This is a genomic window from Nonomuraea gerenzanensis (genome assembly GCF_020215645.1).
GTDB lineage: Bacteria > Actinomycetota > Actinomycetes > Streptosporangiales > Streptosporangiaceae > Nonomuraea > Nonomuraea gerenzanensis.
Map to the genome: position 1 here is coordinate 636,573 of NZ_CP084058.1, position 17,158 is coordinate 653,730.

General features: G+C 70.9%; 15 protein-coding genes. 8 read left to right on the forward strand and 7 right to left on the reverse strand.

Annotation, left to right across the window (positions count from 1 at the left end; all coding sequences use genetic code 11):
* Positions 1–155: 155 nt before the first annotated feature.
* From LCN96_RS03255 to LCN96_RS03275, 5 genes are read left to right on the forward strand one after another with little or no spacing between them, the layout of a single operon-like run.
* Positions 156–1,829, forward strand: coding sequence for an ABC transporter substrate-binding protein (locus tag LCN96_RS03255; protein WP_225271099.1), 1,674 nt, complete (start codon positions 156–158; stop codon positions 1,827–1,829).
* Entirely contained in the window at positions 1,826–2,881 is a 1,056-nt protein-coding gene (locus LCN96_RS03260) for an ABC transporter permease (protein ID WP_225271100.1), read from the forward strand. Before LCN96_RS03255 ends, LCN96_RS03260 begins: the two co-directional genes overlap by 4 nt.
* Positions 2,878–3,759, forward strand: a complete 882-nt coding sequence (locus LCN96_RS03265) for an ABC transporter permease (RefSeq protein ID WP_225271101.1) — start codon at positions 2,878–2,880, stop codon at positions 3,757–3,759. The genes LCN96_RS03260 and LCN96_RS03265 overlap by 4 nt, the downstream gene beginning before the upstream one ends.
* The gene (locus LCN96_RS03270) at positions 3,756–4,862 is read left to right on the forward strand and encodes an ABC transporter ATP-binding protein (RefSeq protein ID WP_225271102.1); all 1,107 of its coding nucleotides are present in this window, start codon (positions 3,756–3,758) and stop codon (positions 4,860–4,862) included. The genes LCN96_RS03265 and LCN96_RS03270 overlap by 4 nt, the downstream gene beginning before the upstream one ends.
* Positions 4,859–5,866, forward strand: coding sequence for an ABC transporter ATP-binding protein (locus tag LCN96_RS03275; RefSeq protein ID WP_311132201.1), 1,008 nt, complete (start codon positions 4,859–4,861; stop codon positions 5,864–5,866). The genes LCN96_RS03270 and LCN96_RS03275 overlap by 4 nt, the downstream gene beginning before the upstream one ends.
* 320 nt (positions 5,867–6,186) lie before the next feature.
* Here LCN96_RS03275 and LCN96_RS03280 read toward each other — a convergent pair whose 3' ends face one another.
* Positions 6,187–6,834, reverse strand: coding sequence for a response regulator (locus LCN96_RS03280; RefSeq protein WP_225271103.1), 648 nt, complete (start codon positions 6,832–6,834; stop codon positions 6,187–6,189).
* Positions 6,835–7,060: 226 nt separating this feature from the next.
* Positions 7,061–8,617: a sensor histidine kinase gene (locus tag LCN96_RS03285; RefSeq protein ID WP_225271104.1), complete on the reverse strand. Its 1,557-nt coding sequence runs from the start codon at positions 8,615–8,617 to the stop codon at positions 7,061–7,063.
* A gap of 269 nt (positions 8,618–8,886) precedes the next feature.
* Here LCN96_RS03285 and LCN96_RS03290 point away from each other — a divergent pair, with 269 nt between their 5' ends.
* A complete protein-coding gene (locus tag LCN96_RS03290) occupies positions 8,887–9,885 on the forward strand; it encodes an alpha/beta hydrolase family protein (protein WP_225271105.1) in 999 nt (332 codons plus the stop codon).
* Here the strand turns inward: LCN96_RS03290 and LCN96_RS03295 are convergent.
* Positions 9,866–11,041 carry an FAD-dependent monooxygenase gene (locus tag LCN96_RS03295; protein ID WP_225271106.1) on the reverse strand — a complete coding sequence of 392 codons (1,176 nt, stop codon included), beginning with the start codon at positions 11,039–11,041 and terminating at the stop codon, positions 9,866–9,868. The two genes, LCN96_RS03290 and LCN96_RS03295, sit on opposite strands and share 20 nt — an antisense overlap.
* 60 nt (positions 11,042–11,101) lie before the next feature.
* On the opposite strand from LCN96_RS03295, the gene LCN96_RS03300 reads away from it, so the two are divergent.
* Positions 11,102–11,671, forward strand: a complete 570-nt coding sequence (locus LCN96_RS03300; protein ID WP_225271107.1) for a TetR/AcrR family transcriptional regulator — start codon at positions 11,102–11,104, stop codon at positions 11,669–11,671.
* Positions 11,672–11,858: 187 nt separating this feature from the next.
* On the opposite strand, the gene LCN96_RS03305 is transcribed toward LCN96_RS03300, so the two are convergent.
* The 4 genes from LCN96_RS03305 to LCN96_RS03320 form a co-directional block, all read right to left on the reverse strand.
* Positions 11,859–12,497, reverse strand: a complete 639-nt coding sequence (locus LCN96_RS03305; protein ID WP_225271108.1) for a maleylpyruvate isomerase N-terminal domain-containing protein — start codon at positions 12,495–12,497, stop codon at positions 11,859–11,861.
* 101 nt (positions 12,498–12,598) lie between these two features.
* Positions 12,599–13,327, reverse strand: a complete 729-nt coding sequence (locus tag LCN96_RS03310; protein ID WP_225271109.1) for a nucleotidyltransferase domain-containing protein — start codon at positions 13,325–13,327, stop codon at positions 12,599–12,601.
* A 178-nt stretch (positions 13,328–13,505) separates the two neighbouring features.
* On the reverse strand, positions 13,506–14,570 hold the full coding sequence (locus LCN96_RS03315) for a ribose-phosphate diphosphokinase (protein ID WP_225271110.1): 1,065 nt from the start codon (positions 14,568–14,570) through the stop codon (positions 13,506–13,508).
* Positions 14,571–14,574: 4 nt separating this feature from the next.
* Positions 14,575–15,201 carry an HAD family hydrolase gene (locus LCN96_RS03320; protein ID WP_263657434.1) on the reverse strand — a complete coding sequence of 209 codons (627 nt, stop codon included), beginning with the start codon at positions 15,199–15,201 and terminating at the stop codon, positions 14,575–14,577.
* Between the two features lie 129 nt (positions 15,202–15,330).
* Between LCN96_RS03320 and LCN96_RS03325 the strand changes: the two genes are divergently transcribed.
* Positions 15,331–17,130, forward strand: a complete 1,800-nt coding sequence (locus LCN96_RS03325) for an alkyl/aryl-sulfatase (protein WP_225271112.1) — start codon at positions 15,331–15,333, stop codon at positions 17,128–17,130.
* The last annotated feature ends 28 nt before the right edge of the window (positions 17,131–17,158 follow it).

Here is a 17,158-nt window from a genome sequence, read left to right on the forward strand (position 1 = left end):
AAGGTGAGGCACTCATGAGGAGATGGTTCGCACGCCTGGCCGCGCTGGGCGTCGCGCTATTAGTGGCCGGTACGGGCACCACGGCCGCCCTTGCCCAAGATCCGGCGGCGGGGAAGAAAGTCTTTCGCGTCGGCGCGACGCAGGCCATGGACTCGATGAACCCCTTCCTCGCGGTCCGCCTGGTCTCGACGTCGATCCACCGCTGGATGTACGGCTACCTGACGGTGCCCGACTCCAAGACGCTGCAGCCCAGCCCCGACCTGGCCGAGTCGTGGACCACGTCCGAGGACGGGCTCACGTGGACGTTCAAGATCCGCGCCGCCAAGTGGTCCGACGGGCAGCCCGTCACGGCCGAGGACGCGGCCTGGACGTTCAACAAGATGATGACCGACGAGGCCGCCAAGACCGCCAACGGCCCCGCGGTGGAGAACTTCGAGAGCGTCACCGCCAGTGGCCAGGACCTGACGATCAAGCTGAAGGCGCCGCAGGCGTCCATGCTGGAGAACCCGGTCCCGATCATGCCCAAGCACGCTTGGGAGTCGGTCACCGACATGGCGAACTACGACGCCGAGAAGTACCCGACCGTCAGCAGCGGTCCGTACATCGCGGTCGAGCACAAGAAGGACCAGTACGTCAAGCTGCAGGCCAACCCCAACTACTGGCGGGGCAAGCCCAAGATCGACGAGCTGCAGGTCATCTTCTACGACAACCCGCAGGCCGCGATCGCCGGTCTGAAGAAGGGTGACATCGACCTGCTCGGCCGGATGACCCCGCAGGAGTTCGAGGCCATCCAGAACGACCCGAACATCGAGGCGTGGAACACCCAGGGCCGCCGCGCGGCGTACCTGCAGATCAACCACGGCGCCACCACCACCGACGACAAGGCTGTCGGCGACGGTCACCCCGCGCTGAAGGACCTCAAGGTGCGCCAGGCGCTGCACTACGCCATCGACAAGCAGAAGCTCGTCGACGAGGTCCAGAACGGCCTGGCCAAGCCCGCCGACGGCTCCATCGTGCCGCCGATGTACAAGGACTTCTTCTGGGAGGCCACCGGCGAGGAGAAGGTCTCCTACGACCCCGCCAAGGCCAACCAGCTCCTCGACGAGGCCGGCTACAAGAAGGGCGCCGACGGCGTCCGCACGATGCCCGACGGTGACCGCAAGCTGGAGTTCCGCTTCACGATCCACACGGAAACCCCGATCGAGGACAAGCTCGCCGAGTACCTGACCGCCTTCTTCAAGGAGGTCGGCATCACGCTGACCACGGTGAAGCTGGAGTCCAGCAAGTTCACCGAGGAGACCGGCGTCACCGGCAACTTCGACATCGCGATCAGCGGCTGGTCGGTCAACCCCGACCCGGAGGAGGTCATGGCCACCCACCTGTGCAGCCGCAGGCCGGCTCCGGGCGGCGAGGGTGGCGGCACCGAGTCGTTCTTCTGCGACGACACCTTCGAGAAGCTCTACCAGGACCAGCTCAAGGAGCTCGACCGCCCCAAGCGCATCGACCTGCTCAAGCAGATGCAGGAGCGGCTCTACACCCAGGCCCCGATCATCGCGATCTACTACACCAACGACCTGGAGGGCTACCGCAAGGACAAGGTCACCAGCATCACCCCCATCCCTGAGGACAAGGGTCTGCTGTACGGCGGCAGCGGCTACTGGCCGTTCTACACCGTGGACGTCAAGGCCGCGGCGGCGGCGAGCGGCGGCACCGGCGGCGGCTCCAACACCGGCCTCATCGCCGGCATCGTGGGCGCCGTGGTGGTCGTCGGAGCGGCGGCCTTCTTCCTGACCAGGCGGCGCAAGAGCACCGCAGACGAGCGCGAATGACGACACCGCTCGAAGCAGCAGAGCCCGCCGCCGTCCAGGCGGCGGGCCCTGGTGACGAACGTTCCGCCGGCCGGGGCACGCTGCGCTACGCGCTGTCCAAGGCCGGTGGGGCGCTGTTCAGCATCGCCATGGTGCTGGTCGGCACGTTCTTCGTGTTCCGGCTGCTGCCCGGCGACCCCGTGCGCAACCTGGCGCAGGGCCGCAACATGACCCCTGCCCAGCTCGACCTCGAACGCCGGCGGCTCGGCCTCGACAAGCCGCTGCTCGACCAGTTCATCGACTTCGTCGGCGACACGCTCAGGCTCGACCTAGGCACCTCCTACGAGTACAAGCGGCCCGTCCTCGACCTCATCGGCGAGCGGCTCGGCCCGACCCTGCTGCTCGCGGGCACCGGCCTGGTGATCGCGGTGAGCCTGGGCATCTGGCAGGGCACGCGGGCCGGCTGGCGGCACGGCACCAGGTTCGACCGCCTGTCCACGGGCGCGTCCCTGCTGCTGTGGTCGGTGCCGACGTTCTGGCTCGGGTTGTTGCTCATGATGGTGTTCGGCGTCGGCATCGGGCCGATCCCGGGCATCTTCCCGTTCCGGGGCATCGAGAGCGTGGACGCGCCCGACGGGTTCGCGTACGTGCTGGACGTGGCCTCGCACATGGTGCTGCCGTGCCTGACGCTGGTGGCCGTGGTCTACGCGCAGTACCTGCTCGTCATGCGCTCGTCGCTGATGGAGGAGGTCAGCCAGGACTACGTCACGGTCGCCCGCGCCAAGGGCCTGCGCGACGACGAGGTACGGCGCCGCCACGCGGTGCCCAACGCCCTGCTGCCCACGGTGACGCTGGTCTTCATGCGCGTCGGCTTCGTGGTCGGCGGCGCGGTCACCGTCGAGACGATCTACACCTGGCCCGGCCTCGGGCAGTTGTTCTATGAGGCGATCAGCGTGCCCGACTTCACGCTCATGCAGGGCACCTTCCTGCTGATCACGGTGGCCGTGATCGTCATGAACACGCTGGCCGACGTGGTCTACCACCTACTCGACCCGAGGGTGAGGTCGGCGTGACCAGTGTCTCCACGGCCCGCAGGCGGCTCGCGCTGAGCCGGTTCTGGGCCGAGTTCCGCCAGCACCGCGGCGGCATGATCGGCCTGGTCGTGCTCGTCGCCGCGGTGCTGCTCGCGCTGGTGGCGCCGCTGTTCATCAGCGAGGAGGTGACCAGTGTCGTCAAGGGCGTCGGCGAGAAGTGGGCGGCGCCGAGCCTGAGCGAGCCGTTCGGCACCGACGAGTCCGGGCGCTCGATCCTGCTGATGGTCTGGTGGGGCTCGCGCACGTCGCTGCTCATCGGCTTCCTCGCGGCGCTGCTCAGCATCGTCATCGGCCTGGTCGTCGGCGTGGCCGCCGGGCACTTCCGCGGCTGGCTGGGCGCCGCGCTGATGCGGGTCACCGACTGGTTCCTGGTGCTGCCCTCGCTGGTCACGGCCCTGGTGCTGGCGGCGGTCCTGGGCGGGAGCACGTTCACGATCATCATGGCCATCGGCATCACCACCTGGCCGTCCACCGCCCGCCTGATCAGGGCGCAGACGCTCGCCGTCGAGGCCAGGCCGTACATCGAGCGCTCCAAGGCGCTCGGCGCCGGGCACTGGCACATCACCACCCGGCACGTGCTGCCGAACGTGGCGCCGCTGCTGCTCGCCAGCACCACGCTGGAGGTCGCCAGCGCGATCGTCACCGAGTCCACGCTGGCCTTCCTCGGCGCCAGCTCCAACAAGACCTCGTGGGGCACCATGCTGCGCGCCTCCTACGACTTCGGCGCCGCCAACGAGGGCGCCTGGTGGTACATCCTCATCCCCGGCCTGGCCATCCTCGTCGTCGTGATGGCGTTCACCCTCGTCGGGCGGGCGCTGGAGGCCGTGCTCAACCCCCGGCTGAGGAGGGCCGCGTGAGTCTGCTCGAACTCGACGACGTGTCGGTGACCTACCGCATCGCCTCGGGCGAGGTGCCCGCCGTACGCGGGGTGTCGCTGAGCCTCGACTCCGGAGCGGCCCTCGGCGTCGCCGGCGAGTCCGGCTCCGGCAAGTCGACGCTGGCCATGGCGCTGCTCCGGCTCCTGCCCCGCGACGCGCACGTCACCGGCCGGATCCTGCTCGACGGCGACGACGTGCTGGCCATGAAGTGGGGCCGGCTGCGCGCCGTCCGCTGGGCCGAGGCGTCGATGGTGTTCCAGGGCGCCCAGCACGGCCTCAACCCCGTGCGCCGGATCGGCGACCAGATCGCCGAGCCGCTGCTCGTGCACGACCTGGCCAAGCCCGATGCCGCCCGCAAGCGAGTGGCCGAGCTGCTCGAACAGGTCGGGCTGCCCGGCTGGCGGGCTCGTAGCTATCCGCACGAATTGTCCGGTGGGCAGCGGCAGCGGGTGATGATCGCGATGGCGCTGGCCTGCTCGCCCCGGCTGATCATCGCCGACGAGCCGACCACTGCGCTGGACGTGATGGTGCAGGCTCAGGTGCTGACCCTGATCAAGGAGCTGGTCGCCGAGCAGGGCATCTCGCTGATCATGATTTCGCACGATCTGTCCGTGCTGGCCGATGTGTGTGATCAGCTCGCGGTGATGTACGCGGGGCGCGTGGTGGAGCATGGGCCGTCCGGTGAGGTGTTCCACGAGGCTCGGCATCCCTACAGCCGGGCGTTGGCCGCTGCGTTCCCGACCGTGGGGGATCCGGTCTCGCGGATGGCGCCCAAGGGGTTGGGGGGTGATCCGCCTGATCCCATGCAGTTGCCGGGAGGGTGTTCGTTCCATCCTCGTTGTCCGGTGGCGTTGGAGGAGTGCTCGACGGTGGATGTTGAGCTGTGGCCGGCGGGGGTGGGGCGGACGGCGGCCTGCGTGCACGTCAAGTCGAACGGGACCTTCGGCGCTGCTGGGACTGAGAGCGGCTCTGCAGGGGTTGAGAGCGGCGCTTCAGGGGTTGAGAGCGGCGCTTCGGGGGCTGGGATCGGCGCTTCAGGGGCTGAGATCGGCTCTGCAGGGGCTGAGGAGGAGAGCGCGTGACCGAGACGCAGACCACCGCCGAGGCGGTCACCACCACCCGGCCGGCCCTGCTGGAGGCCCGCGACCTGCACGTCGAGTTCTCCTCCCGGGGCCGCCGCGCCCGTGCCGTGGACGGCGTGAACCTGGCCGTCGGCGAGGGCGAGATCGTCGCCCTGGTCGGCGAGTCCGGCTGCGGCAAGACCACGCTCGCCCGCACCCTGCTCGGCCTCGAACGCCCCACCTCCGGCGAGGTCCGCTACGACGGCGACCCGCTGGGCTACACCTCCAAGGCGCTCAAGGCGTACCGCCGTCAGGTGCAGCTCGTCCTCCAGGACCCGACCGGCTCGCTCAACCCCAGGCACACCGTGTACGAGGCCGTCGCGGAAGGCCCGCGCATCCACGGCCTGCGGGACGAGCAGGACATCGTGGCCACCGCCCTGTCGCACGCGGGTCTGCGTCCGCCCGAGCGGTTCTTCCTGCGTTACCCGCACGAGCTGTCGGGTGGGCAGCGGCAGCGCGTGGTCATCGCCGGCGCCCTCGCGCTGAACCCGAAGGTGCTGATCGCCGACGAGCCGGTGGCCTCGCTGGACGCCTCCGTACGCGGCGAGATCCTGGCCCTGCTGCTGCGCCTGCGCGCCGAGCTGGGCCTGTCGGCGCTCGTCGTCACCCACGACCTGGGCCTGGCCTGGAACATCGCCGACCGGGTGGCCGTGATGTACCTGGGCAGGATCGTCGAGTCGGGGCCCGTGGAGCAGGTGCTGACGGCGCCGCGGCATCCGTACACGCAGGCTCTGATGTCCGTGCTCCCCGAGTCACCCGAACGGGTGGTCCTCACCGGCGAGCCGCCGGACCCGACCCGCATCCCGGGCGGCTGCCGTTTCCACGCCCGCTGCCAGGTCCTCGCCGCCGGCAAGGCCGCCGAGGCGGGGGTGGACGGGCGGTGCCGTACGGAGCTGCTGGACATCCTGCCTGCTACGGCCGAGGCGCAGGCGGCCTGCTACTACGCGGATGCGGTCGGCCAGTGATTCGGTGATCGGCGGCGGACGAACCCCTTCCGCCGCCGATCTGCGCCAGCTGTCGGGACCTCGGCCAGAAGCGCCACCACTGCCGTTCTCGGGCGCCAGCGGCCACCACCGCCCCTCCCTGGGAAGCAGTCACCACCGCCTGGCGCTGCGGAGTAGCCGCGACCTCTCGGCCCTGGACGGGAGCGGTCACCACTGCCCATCCCTGGAGAGCGGTCACTCCAGGGAGCGGCCACTCCCGCTCAGCCCAGGGAGCGGCCACTCCCGCTCAGCCCAGGGAGCGGCCACTCCCACCGTGCACTGGGCGGAAGCGGTCATCACCGTCAGCCGAGGTCGGCGTCGTGCACCAGGATGGCGGCCTGGACCCGGTTGGCCAGGCCCAGCTTGGCCAGCACCCGGCTGACGTGCGCCTTCACCGTGGCCTCCGTCAGGCGTAGCTCGCGGCCGATCTCGGCGTTGGACAGCCCGCGAGCCAGCGCCCTGACCACATCCCCCTCCCGGCCGGTGAGCCCGTCCAACTGCCTCCGGGCGGCCTCGGCCCGCGACGGTGCGCGGTCGGCGTACCGCGCGATCACCCGCTTGGTGACGGACGGGGAGAGCATCGCCTGACCGTCGGCCACCGTCCGCACGGCAGCCGCCAGCTCCCTCGGCGGGGTGTCCTTGAGCAGAAACCCCACGGCCCCCAGCCGCAGCGCCTCGTGCACGTACTCGTCCACGTCGAACGTGGTCAGCATGACCAGCTTGGGCGCCCGCGGATCCCCGAGAATGCGCGCGGCGGCACTCAGACCGTCCATCCCGGGCATCCGCACATCCATCAGCACCACTTCCGGCCGCAGCCGCCCCACGGCCGCGACCGCCTCGGCACCGTCCCGCGCCTCACCGATCACCGAGATGTCGCCCGCCGCCTCCAGAATCATCCGCAGCCCGGACCGTACGAGCGCCTCGTCGTCCACCACGAGCACCCTGATCACGCGGAGACCTCGCCACCTGCGACGGCACCCGTGGAAGTGAGCGCGCTCATGCCGTGATCGCTCGCGTTGGCACTACTCGCGCGGGGCCCATCCCGCCGTGATCCCCTGTGGCAGTGCCACTCGCTCGACGACCGCCCCACGCCATGATCGCTTGCTGCGCTACTACCTGCACGGAGCCCGTCTCTGCCGCGATCACCTGCGGTGGTGCCGCTCGCGTGAGGCTCGCTCATGCCGGGATCCTGGCGCTGACGAGGAAGCCGCCGCTCTCCTCGGCGGTGGTGCGCAGCGTGCCGCCCAGCAACTCCACGCGCTCCCGCAGGCCCACCAGCCCCCAGCCCGCGCCCGGCAACTCCTCGCGCGGCGCGTGCGGCGCCTGGTTACGCACCTCCACCTGCAGCTCCCCGTCCCCGAACCGCAACAGCACGTCGGTGCGCGCGTCGCCGGCGTGCTTGTGCACGTTGGTGAGCGCCTCCTGGATCACCCGGTACGCGGTCCGCTCCACCGTCTCCTCCACCGGCCGGGGCTCGCCCACGTCGTGCCGGGTCACCGCGATGCCGAGGGCGCGGGACTGGTCGAGCAGCCGGTCGAGGTCGCCGAGCGTCGGCTGCGGCCGGTAGTCGGCATCGAAGTCCGCAGGCCGGTGACCCGTGCCGAGCTCTCCGGGCCGGGGCCGGTAGCCCGCGCCGTGCTCTCCGGGCCGGTGGCCCGTGCCGAGATCTCCGGACCGGTAGCGCATGCTGAGGGTGCCGGGCCGGTGACCCGTTCGGAGGCCCTTCGATCGGTGTCCCGCTGGGCGGTCTCCAACTCCATGGTCCGTGCCGAGGACGCCTGGTCGGTGGTCCGCGTTGGCGTCGATGCGCTGGTGTCTCGCGTCGGGGTCGCCAGGCTGGCGGTCCGCGTCGGCGGCGGGTTGGTCGCTCGCGTCGAGGTCGAGGGTCAGGCGATCCGCGTCAGTGGCGTCGTGCCGGTGGCTCGCGTCAGGGGCGCCCGGCCGGCGGTCTGCATGGGCGGCGGCGGGCTGGTGGGGCGCGTCGGGGCCGAGGAGCCGGTGGTCGGTGTCAGGTGGCTCGGGGCGGGGGGCGCGTAGGACGCCGAGCACGTCGCGCAGGTTGGCCAGGGCTTCTCGGCCGATTCCGCCGATCATGGCGGCCGTCCTGGCCGTCTCCTCGTCGGACGTCCGCACCTCCAGCGCCCCCGCGTGCAGCACCATCAGCGAGACCCGGTGCGCCACGATGTCGTGCATCTCCCTGGCGATCCTGGCGCGCTCCTGCGCCCTGGCCTGCTCGGCCCGCATGACCTGCTCGCGTTCGAGCCGCTGCGCGCGTTCCTTGGCGGCCTCCAGGACCTCGCTCCTGGCGCGCGTCCACAACCCCACGGCGAGAGGCAGGCCGATCATGCCGAGTGCCATGAACAGCGCGTTGCCCAGGCTGGCGGTCAGCACCTCCTGCAGCCCGTCGCGCGCCTCGCCGACCAGCGCCGAGATGCCGCAGACGACCAGGCAGGCGGCGAGGTAGGCGGCGATGCCACGGGTCCTGTCGAGCGTGCGGCCCGCGAAGTAGGAGGCGACCAGCAGCGGTGGCCACACCACCAGCCAGGCGTAGGTGACGGCGCCCACGGCGGCCAGCGGCAGCCAGGAGCGCTTGGCGTGCCAGGCGGCGGTGCCCGCTGCCACGGCGATCGCGATCTGCACGGCGAACGGGAGGCCTGACGGCACCCCCGCCTGACCGCTCATCACGAACAGGGACGCCGCGAAGACGCCCGCGCCGAGCAGGATGAACCGCATGGTCACAGCGTAGGGGGTGGGTGGGGAGGGGGTGTTACGACGAAAGTAGGGGGTGCTGGTCGACGATCGGTGAGGACGCTTCGGCCCGGCCTTGCGGCAGCGTGGTCGGCATGCGAAGCACCGCTGCCGTGGCAGCCCTCTCATCGATCGTCCTCTGCGCCACCCCCGCCCACGCCCAAGCCGCCACCCCGGTTCAAGCGCAGGCTGCCGGTCCGGTTCATGCGCAGGCCGCCGCCCCAGCCCACGCTCAGACCGCCACCCAGGCCCAAGTGTCGGCCGGGCCTGCCCTGCCCGAGCCCACCGGGTCGAAGCCCATCGGCACGACGACCCTGCACCTCATCGACAAGAGCCGCCCCGACCCCTGGAACCCCGAGGCAGACCGGCGCGAGCTGCTGGTCTCACTCTGGTACCCGGCGAAGAAGGCCACCGGCGCGGCGACGGCACCGTACCTGACCGCGCAGGAGTCCGAGCTGGTGCTCAAGGGCCTGCCCGTCGCCCAGAAGGACGTTCTCACCAAGGTCAGGACACACGCCCGCCCGAAAGCCCCCGCAGCCGGAGGCAAGCGCCCCCTGGTCGTCATGTCGCCCGGCTTCAGCTTCCCCCGCGCCACCCTGACCTCGCTCGCCGAGGACTTCGCCAGCAGGGGCTACCTGGTAGCCGCCGTGGAGCACACGTACGAATCCGTAGCCACCACCTTCCCCGACGGCCGCACCACCACCTGCCTGGCCTGCGTGGACGGCCAGGACCACGCGAAGGTCGCCGAGAGCCGGGCGCGGGACGTGCGGTTCGTGCTGGACGAGCTGACCAAGGGCGACTGGGGGCGCAGGATCGACCGGTCGCGGATCGCCATGGTGGGGCACTCGATCGGCGGTTACTCCGCCGCGCAGGCCATGCTCGCCGACGGGCGGATCAAGGCCGGGGTCAACCTGGACGGCACGTTCCGGGTGGAGAAGCCGCTCAAGCGGCCGTTCATGCTGATCGGGGCGCCGAAGTCACACGCTCCCGGCGGCACCGACGAGTCGTGGAAGCAAGCGTGGCCGAACCTGGACGGCTGGAAGCGCTGGATCACGGTGAAGGGCACCGACCACTCGGCGTTCGTCGACTACGCCGTGCTCAGGCCGCAGCTGGGGCTGCCCGCGCAGGAGCTCGACGGCATGCGGGCACTGGAGATCACCCGCGCCCACCTGGCGGGCTTCCTCGACCGGCACCTGCTGGGCAAGCGCACTCCGGTCAAGGACTATCCGGAGGTCACCGTGCATAATCCTTGAGCACGATGGCGTTGGCGGCGCGGAAGATGGGGCCGGTGATGCGCTCGATCATCCGGTTCCTGCCGGGCAGCCGGGGGAGCAGCCGCATCATCCTGAGCTGGAACCACAGGGCCGCCCGCGACCCGATGACCATGCCCTTGACGTTCGCGGGCCCCAGCGCCTGGTTGGCGGCCACGAAGGGGCGCAGCTCGCGCTCGTACCCCTCCGTCCCGCCGCCCGTGGCCAGCTCGCCCGCCAGCACGTACGCCCCCACCAGCGCCAGGCTCGTGCCCTGCCCGGAGGCGGGGGAGGCGCAGTAGCCCGCGTCGCCGACCAGCACGACCCGTCCCTTCGACCAGCGGTCCAGGTGGATCTGGGCGACCGAGTCGAAGTAGAAGTCGTCGGCGTCGCGCACCGCCTCCAGCAGCGCGGGCACCTGCCAGCCGACCCCTCGCATGGCCTGCGCGAGCAGCTTCTTCTGCCGGGCGACGTCGCGGTGGTCGTAGCTGAGCGGCGGCGACGACCACATGAACAGGGCCTTGGCCCTGGTGTCCTGGCGGGTGCTGTAGACGTTCGCGGTCCTGCCGACGGCGGCGTGCACGGCCTCCTCGCGGTCGAGGCCGAGCGTGTTCGGCACGGTGCAGATGGAGATGTAGTGGCCGAGGTCGCGGGTGCAGGCCGGCTCCTCGCCGAAGGTGAGCCGCCGCACGTTGGAGTGGACGCCGTCGGCTCCGACGACGAGATCGAACGTGCGCGGCCGGGAGCGCTCGAACGTCACGGTGCCGTCCTCGGCGATGCCCGTGACCGAGTCGTCGAAGATGTACTCGACCTCGTCGCGGGTCAGGTCGTACAGCAGCTCGTTGAGGTCACCGCGCATGATCTCGGCGTCGTCACCCGTACGCCCGCCGAACAACTCGGCGTCCATGGTGGCCAGCGCACGGCCGGCGGCGTCGTAGTAGGTGGCCAGGCGCATGTCCGTGCCTCTGGCGCGGATCGCGTCCAGCAGCCCCATGCGCTCGACGACCTGCAGCGCCGCACCGCGCACGTCCACCTTGTAACCGCCCATGCGGATGGCCGGAGCCCGCTCGACCACGGTCACGGTGTAGCCGTGCCGCCGCAGCCAGTACGCCGTCGCCGTGCCCGCGATGCTCGCGCCCGAAACGAGGATGTTCGTCATGAGCGAGACAGTACAGACGTCTCAGACGCTTGTCTAGTACGACTGTGTTAGCCTCTGAGCATGGGAAACAGGGAAGATCTGCTGGCCGGGGCGAAGCGGTGCCTGATCGAGAAGGGCTACTCGCGCACGACCGCCCGCGACATCGCGACAGCGTCCGGCGTGAGCCTGGCGGGCATCGGCTACCACTTCAGATCGAAGGAGGCGCTGATGAACGAGGCGCTGTTCGAGGTGATGAAGGAGTGGGGCGAGGAGCTGGCGGCGACCCTGGCGGCCGACGTGCGGCCGGACGTCACGCCGCTGGAACGCTTCGAGGCGGCGTGGGACCGGGTGGTGGAGTCGTTCGAGCGGCTGCGGCCGTTGTGGGTGACGCAGTTCGAGCTGCTCGGGCAGGTCGATCATGCCGCGCCCGAGGTGCGGGAGCAGCTCGCGCGGGCCATCGGGGAGGCGCGGCTGGGGCTGGCCGAGTTGTTCGAGGGGGTCACGCTGGGCACCGATCCCGAGCGGGAGCGGCTCACGGGGACGCTTTACCAGGCCATGTTGACCGGGTTCCTGTCGCAGTGGCTGCTCGACCCGGACAGCGCGTTGTCGGGGCGTGAGGTGGTCGCCGCCCTGCGCATGATCGTGGACTGACCGAGGGCGACGGGCCTACGGTGGTTGCTGCCCTGGTGGTGTGCTCGCCCGCAAGGTGACGTGACACGATGCCGGCCGAGGTGAAGGTGCGCGCTCGCGAAGTCGCAAGGCGCTGATCGAGGCGGAAGCGCGCGCTCGCACGATCACAAGTAGCACTGATCGCGGTGGGAAACGCGCGCTCGCGGCGTCAGAAGGCGCTGATCGTCGCAGGGGCGCGCTCGGCCCTGCTCAGCGTACGGATGACCGCCGTCGGCCCATGACGGTGCACGGCCAGCCGCGCCAGCAGCTCCACCACCGGATCGATCACCGAGGTCGGCAATTCGGGCGTCTTCACCCCCACGCTGGCCGCCAGGTCGTCGGAGTGCACGACCAGCTCCACGAGCCGGGTGAGCAGGAAGTCGTCCAGCCGCAGCGACCAGCCGGACCACGGCAGGAACACGACCCGGTCGGCCGGCTCGGTGGCCAGTGCCGCGCTCTGCATCTCGTACAGTGCCTGCGCCCGCTCGACGAGCACCGCGGGGCCGGCCGCCGCGGCCGCCTCGCCGCCGCGGCGGACGCTCAGGTTGCTCTCGTGGTCGAGGCCCGCCTGCACCCACGGCGAACGCGAGTAGTGCTCGATCAGCGTGACGGGCTCCCCGACCTGCCCGTTGGGCGCCAGCACGTCGCCGACCCGGACGAGCTGGTGGGCCAGGTGCCCGGCCAGCCCGGCGACGCTGAACTCCATCAGCGCGCTCGGCTTGTCCCACGACGCCGCCACGGCCGGGTCGCGCAGGAGCGACACCGCCGACTCCGCGGCCACCAGATAGGACTGCCTGCTCTCCCCCATGTGCCGCCCTTCCCAGGATTCAGGTGGTGATTAGCGCTAACACTACGCACGTAACAAACCACCGGCGCATCGCCGTTCTTCCTGGTGGGATGCGATTCATCTCAGGCGAGCGCCCGCCTGATCGCCGACCTGACGAACGCCCTGGCCAGCCGGCCCCGCCTGAACCGGCTCAGCACCGGCGCCGGCGTGCCGTAGCGGCGGGCGCGGATGTCGGCCACCACCACCTCCGGCGCCTCCAGCTCGGCCAGCACGTCCAGCGCCTCCAGCTTGCTGATCAGGCGTCCCTCCCGCAGCGTGACCGTGGCCCTGGCGACCGTCACCATGCCCAGGTCCACCCAGACGTCCTGCAGCCAGCGCCGCCGCCCCTGCGCCTTGACCAGCCAGTAGTCGCGCAGGTCCGTACGGACGAACCGGGTCAGCTCCTCGTCCGGCACCGGCGGCAGCAGGCCGGCGGGCGGCGGCCCGTGCAGGACCCTGGCCCCGGCGAGCAGCTCGCGCCGGGTGACCGCGCTGACGGGGCGCCGGAAGATCTGGCTGTGCGCCCACGTGATGTGCTCGGCGCCCAGGTCGTCCAGCTCCTGCCGGGACATGTAGGAGCAGTGCAACCGCTCCGCCAGCGGCAGCCGGAGCCTTCGGTGCACGGCCTTGATCCGTCGCCAGTCACCCATCGTGGCCGGCGAGTCGAGCACCGCGATCAGGTCGAGGTCGCTGCGTCCCTCCTGGTAGTCCCCTAACGCGAGCGAGCCGTGCGCCCAGAGCGCGACCAGGGGGACGGCGGGCTCGATGTTGTCGAGGAAATGCCTTAGCAGTCGTTCGGTGGCTGCGTGCATGATGGCAACTATGATCGATTCGCGGCTGTCAGGAAAGGTCGCGCTGATCACAGACGCCCATCACGACATCGCTGCCGTGGGCGCCGCCGTGTCCCTGACTGGTGCACAGCCGGCTCGGCGGCACCTTGACCCCCACCGAGCGCGACAGCTCCGGCCTCGCACCAGGGCGGGCAGGTCCTCAGGAGGTACTGAACAGGGCGCTCACCGACTCGCCGTAGTGGATCCGGCGCATGGCCTCGGCCAGGGCGGACGCGATCGACAGCACGGTGAGCTTGTCGCTGGGCTTGGGCGGCGGGACGGTGTTGGTGCAGACGATCTCCATGACCTCCGGCAGGGCGCTGAGGCGTTCGATGGCCCCGCCGGAGAACAGGCCGTGCGTGCACGCGACCCGTACGGACCGGACGCCTTGCTCGCGCAGGCGGTCGAGCAGCTCGATGACCGTGCTGCCCTTGGCGATCTCGTCGTCCAGGATGATCACGTCCTTGCCGGCCACCTCGCCGATCACGGAGCTGATCACGACGCGGTCGTCGCTGAAGCGCTGCTTGGCGCCCATCGCGACGCCGGTGCCGAGCAGGCGGGCGAAGTGCGCGGCCTCCTTGGCGTTGCCGAGGTCGGGGGAGACGACGACCGCGTTGGACAGGTCGTACTGGCGGAAGTACGCGGCCAGCTCGCGCAGCGCGTGCAGGTGGTCGACCGGGACGCTGAAGAAGCCGTGCACCTGCGGCGAGTGCAGCGTCATCGCCAGCACCCGGCTGGCGCCCGCGGCCACCAGCAGGTCGGCCACCAGCCGCGCGCCGATCGAGATGCGCGGAGCGTCCTTCTTGTCGCTTCTGGCGTAGGCGTAGTGAGGCATCACCACGGTCGTTCTGGCGGCGGAGGCGCCGCGGGCGGCGTCGAGCATGAGCAGCAGCTCGACGAGGTGCTCCTGCACGGGGGGCACGAGCGGCTGGATGAGGAACACGTCGCGCTCGCGGCAGTTGGCCTGGAGCTGGACTTCGAGCACGTCATTGGCGAAGCGGTTGAGCTGGACGGGATGCAGGGGGGTGCCCAGGTGGGCGCAGATCTCCTCGGCCAGGTCGGGGTGGGCGCTGCCGCTGAAAACCGTGATGTCTCGCACGATTCCCACATGGTAGCCAGAGGTGCTGACGTTCCACGAGACCCGGTCCGGGGCCAGCGCGTCCTGCGGGTTCGAGACGACCGTCCCGGACGTCAGCGCGCCGCCACCACCACCTTCAGCAGCCACCCCCTCAGGCGACCAGCTCGGAGGTGAGCGCGTCGAGATCGGGCAGGACGCGCCAGGCCAGGCCGAGCGCGTCGGGCGCGGGCGGGTAGCGGGGGTGCGGCACGGCGATCACCCGCATCCCGGCCGCGTGCGCGGAGCGCAGCCCGTTGCTGGAGTCCTCGACCGCCACGCAGCCGCGCGGGTCCACCCCGATCCGCCGGGCCGCCTCCAGGTAGCCGTCCGGCGCCGGCTTGCCGCGCGGCACCTCCTCGGTGGAGACGGTGGCCGCGAAGCACTCCGTCAGCCCGGCGGCGTCGAGCACCACGTCGATCAGCCGGCGCGGGGACGAGCTGGCCAGCCCCAGCGTGACCTGCCCCGACAGCCGCCGCACCACCTCCACGGCCCCGGGCATCAACGGCACCCCGTCGCGGTAGCGGTCGGCCATCTGCTCGACGACCCCGGCCGCGATCTCGTCCGGCGGCAGCTCGACGCCCAGCTCGTGCAGGTACGCGGCCCACTCGCCGGTGCTCATGCCCATGAGCCTGGACTGCGTGTCCGGCTGCCAGGTGCCGCCGTGGCCCGCGACGAACGCCCGGCGTACCTCCTCCCAGACCGGCTCGCTGTCCACCAGCACCCCATCGAGGTCGAACACGCACGCTTCCATGGCTCCCCCTGAGACGATCAGCTCAGGACCAAGCCAACCACATCGACTTGTCGGAGATTCATCCTATTTAGGGCCTTTATTGAGCTATTTGCCCGGTAAGGGGGGCATGCGCTGAGCATGGCAGACCTTCCCTTCCACGACAGGGCCGACTTCGAGGACGCGGATCGTGGTCTCATCGCGAAGCTCAGCCCAGCAGTGATCAAGACGGTCGACGGCAGGGTCGTGTGGGACAACGACTCCTACGACTTCCTCCTGGAGGACTGTCCCGACACCGCCCATCCCAGCCTCTGGAGGCAGAGCCAGCTCTGCGTCAGACAAGGTCTGTATCAGGTGACGGACGGCATCTACCAGGTCAGGGGCCTGGATCTGTCGAACATGACGCTGGTGGAGGGCGAGCGCGGCGTCATCGTCATCGACCCGCTCATCTCCACCGAGTGCGCCGCCGTCGCGCTCAGGCTGTACCGCGCCCACCGCGGCGACCGCCCCGTCACCGGCGTCGTCTACACCCACGCCCACGCCGACCACTTCGGCGGCGTACGCGGCGTCACCGCCGGTGGGGTGCCGATCCTGGCCCCCTCCGGCTTCATGCGCCACGCCGTGGCTGAGAACTTCTACGCCGGCCCCGCCATGAACCGCCGCGCCGTCTACATGTACGGCCGCTCCCTGCCCCGCTCACCGGCGGGCCAGATCGGCGCAGGGCTGGGCATGACCGCCTCGACGGGCACCATGTCGCTCATCCCGCCCACGGCCGAGATCGCCCGCACGGGCCAGCAGGAGACGATCGACGGCGTCACGATGATCTTCCAGCTCACCCCGGGCGCCGAGGCCCCCGCCGAGATGAACCTCCTCCTGCCCGCCCACCGCGCCCTCTGCCTGGCCGAGAACGCCACCCACAACCAGCACAACCTCCTGCCCCTGCGCGGCGCCGCCGTCCGCGACGTGCGTGCCTGGGCCAGGTACCTGACCGAGGCGATCGCCCTGTTCGCCGGGCGCGCCGACGTCGCCTTCGCCTCGCACCACTGGCCCACCTGGGGCGCCGAGCGCGTGGAGCGCTTCCTGAGTCAGCAGCGCGACCTGTACGCCTACCTGCACGACCAGACCGTGCGCCTGCTCAACAAGGGCCTGACGGCGGCCGAGATCGCCGAGGCCGTGCACCTGCCGCCCGAGCTGGAGCAGGCCTGGCACACGCACGGCTACTCCGGCTCCCTGGTCCACAACGTCAAGGCGATCTACCAGCGCTACCTGGGGTGGTTCGACGGCAACCCGGCGCACCTGTGGGAGCACCCGCCGCGGGAGAGCGCGATCCGGTACGTCGAGTGCCTGGGCGGCGGGGCGGCGGTGGTCGCGTTCGCCAGACGCTACATCGACGAGAACGACCTGCGCTTCGCCGCGCAGCTGCTCAACCACGCCGTCTTCGCCGACGAGGGCAACAAGGCGGCCCGCGACCTGCTGGCCGAGGTCTACACCCGGCTCGGGCACGGCGCCGAGAACGCCACCTGGCGCAACTGCTACCTCATGGGCGCGCTGGAGCTGGCCGACGGCATCGTGCCCGCCACCCTGGACACCGCCTCGCCCGACTTCTTCGCCGCCCTGACCGTGGAGCAGATCTTCGACTCGATCGCCATCCGCGTGGACGGCCCCCGGGCCTGGCACGAGCGGCTGTCCATCGACTGGCACCTGACGGACCTGGGGGAGCGGTACCGTACGACGCTGTCGAACGGCGCGTTCATCCAGCAGCCCGCGCCGCGCGACGGCGCGGCCGACCTGACGCTGCGGCTGACCAAGGCGCAGCTCGTCGGCCTGCTCACGGGCAAGGGGGTGGAGGGGGTGCGGCGCGAGGGGGACACGACGGTGCTGCAGCGGCTGGTGGCCGTGCTCGACCGGCCGGTGCCCGACTTCGCCATCGTGACCGCCTGACCCGCCGTCCCGCCCGCCCGGCCCCGTC

Excerpts from the sequence above, each read along its gene's own strand:
- LCN96_RS03255 (WP_225271099.1), top strand. The coding sequence starts at position 156 with ATGAACCCCTTCCTCGCGGTCCGCCTGGTCTCGACGTCGATCCACCGC.
- LCN96_RS03260 (WP_225271100.1), top strand. The coding sequence starts at position 1,826 with ATGACGACACCGCTCGAAGCAGCAGAGCCCGCCGCCGTCCAGGCGGCG.
- LCN96_RS03285 (WP_225271104.1), bottom strand. The coding sequence starts at position 8,617 with ATGCGGTTCATCCTGCTCGGCGCGGGCGTCTTCGCGGCGTCCCTGTTC.
- LCN96_RS03295 (WP_225271106.1), bottom strand. The coding sequence starts at position 11,041 with ATGACGAACATCCTCGTTTCGGGCGCGAGCATCGCGGGCACGGCGACG.
- LCN96_RS03300 (WP_225271107.1), top strand. The coding sequence starts at position 11,102 with ATGGGAAACAGGGAAGATCTGCTGGCCGGGGCGAAGCGGTGCCTGATC.
- LCN96_RS03305 (WP_225271108.1), bottom strand. The coding sequence starts at position 12,497 with ATGGGGGAGAGCAGGCAGTCCTATCTGGTGGCCGCGGAGTCGGCGGTG.
- LCN96_RS03310 (WP_225271109.1), bottom strand. The coding sequence starts at position 13,327 with ATGCACGCAGCCACCGAACGACTGCTAAGGCATTTCCTCGACAACATC.
- LCN96_RS03325 (WP_225271112.1), top strand. The coding sequence starts at position 15,331 with ATGGCAGACCTTCCCTTCCACGACAGGGCCGACTTCGAGGACGCGGAT.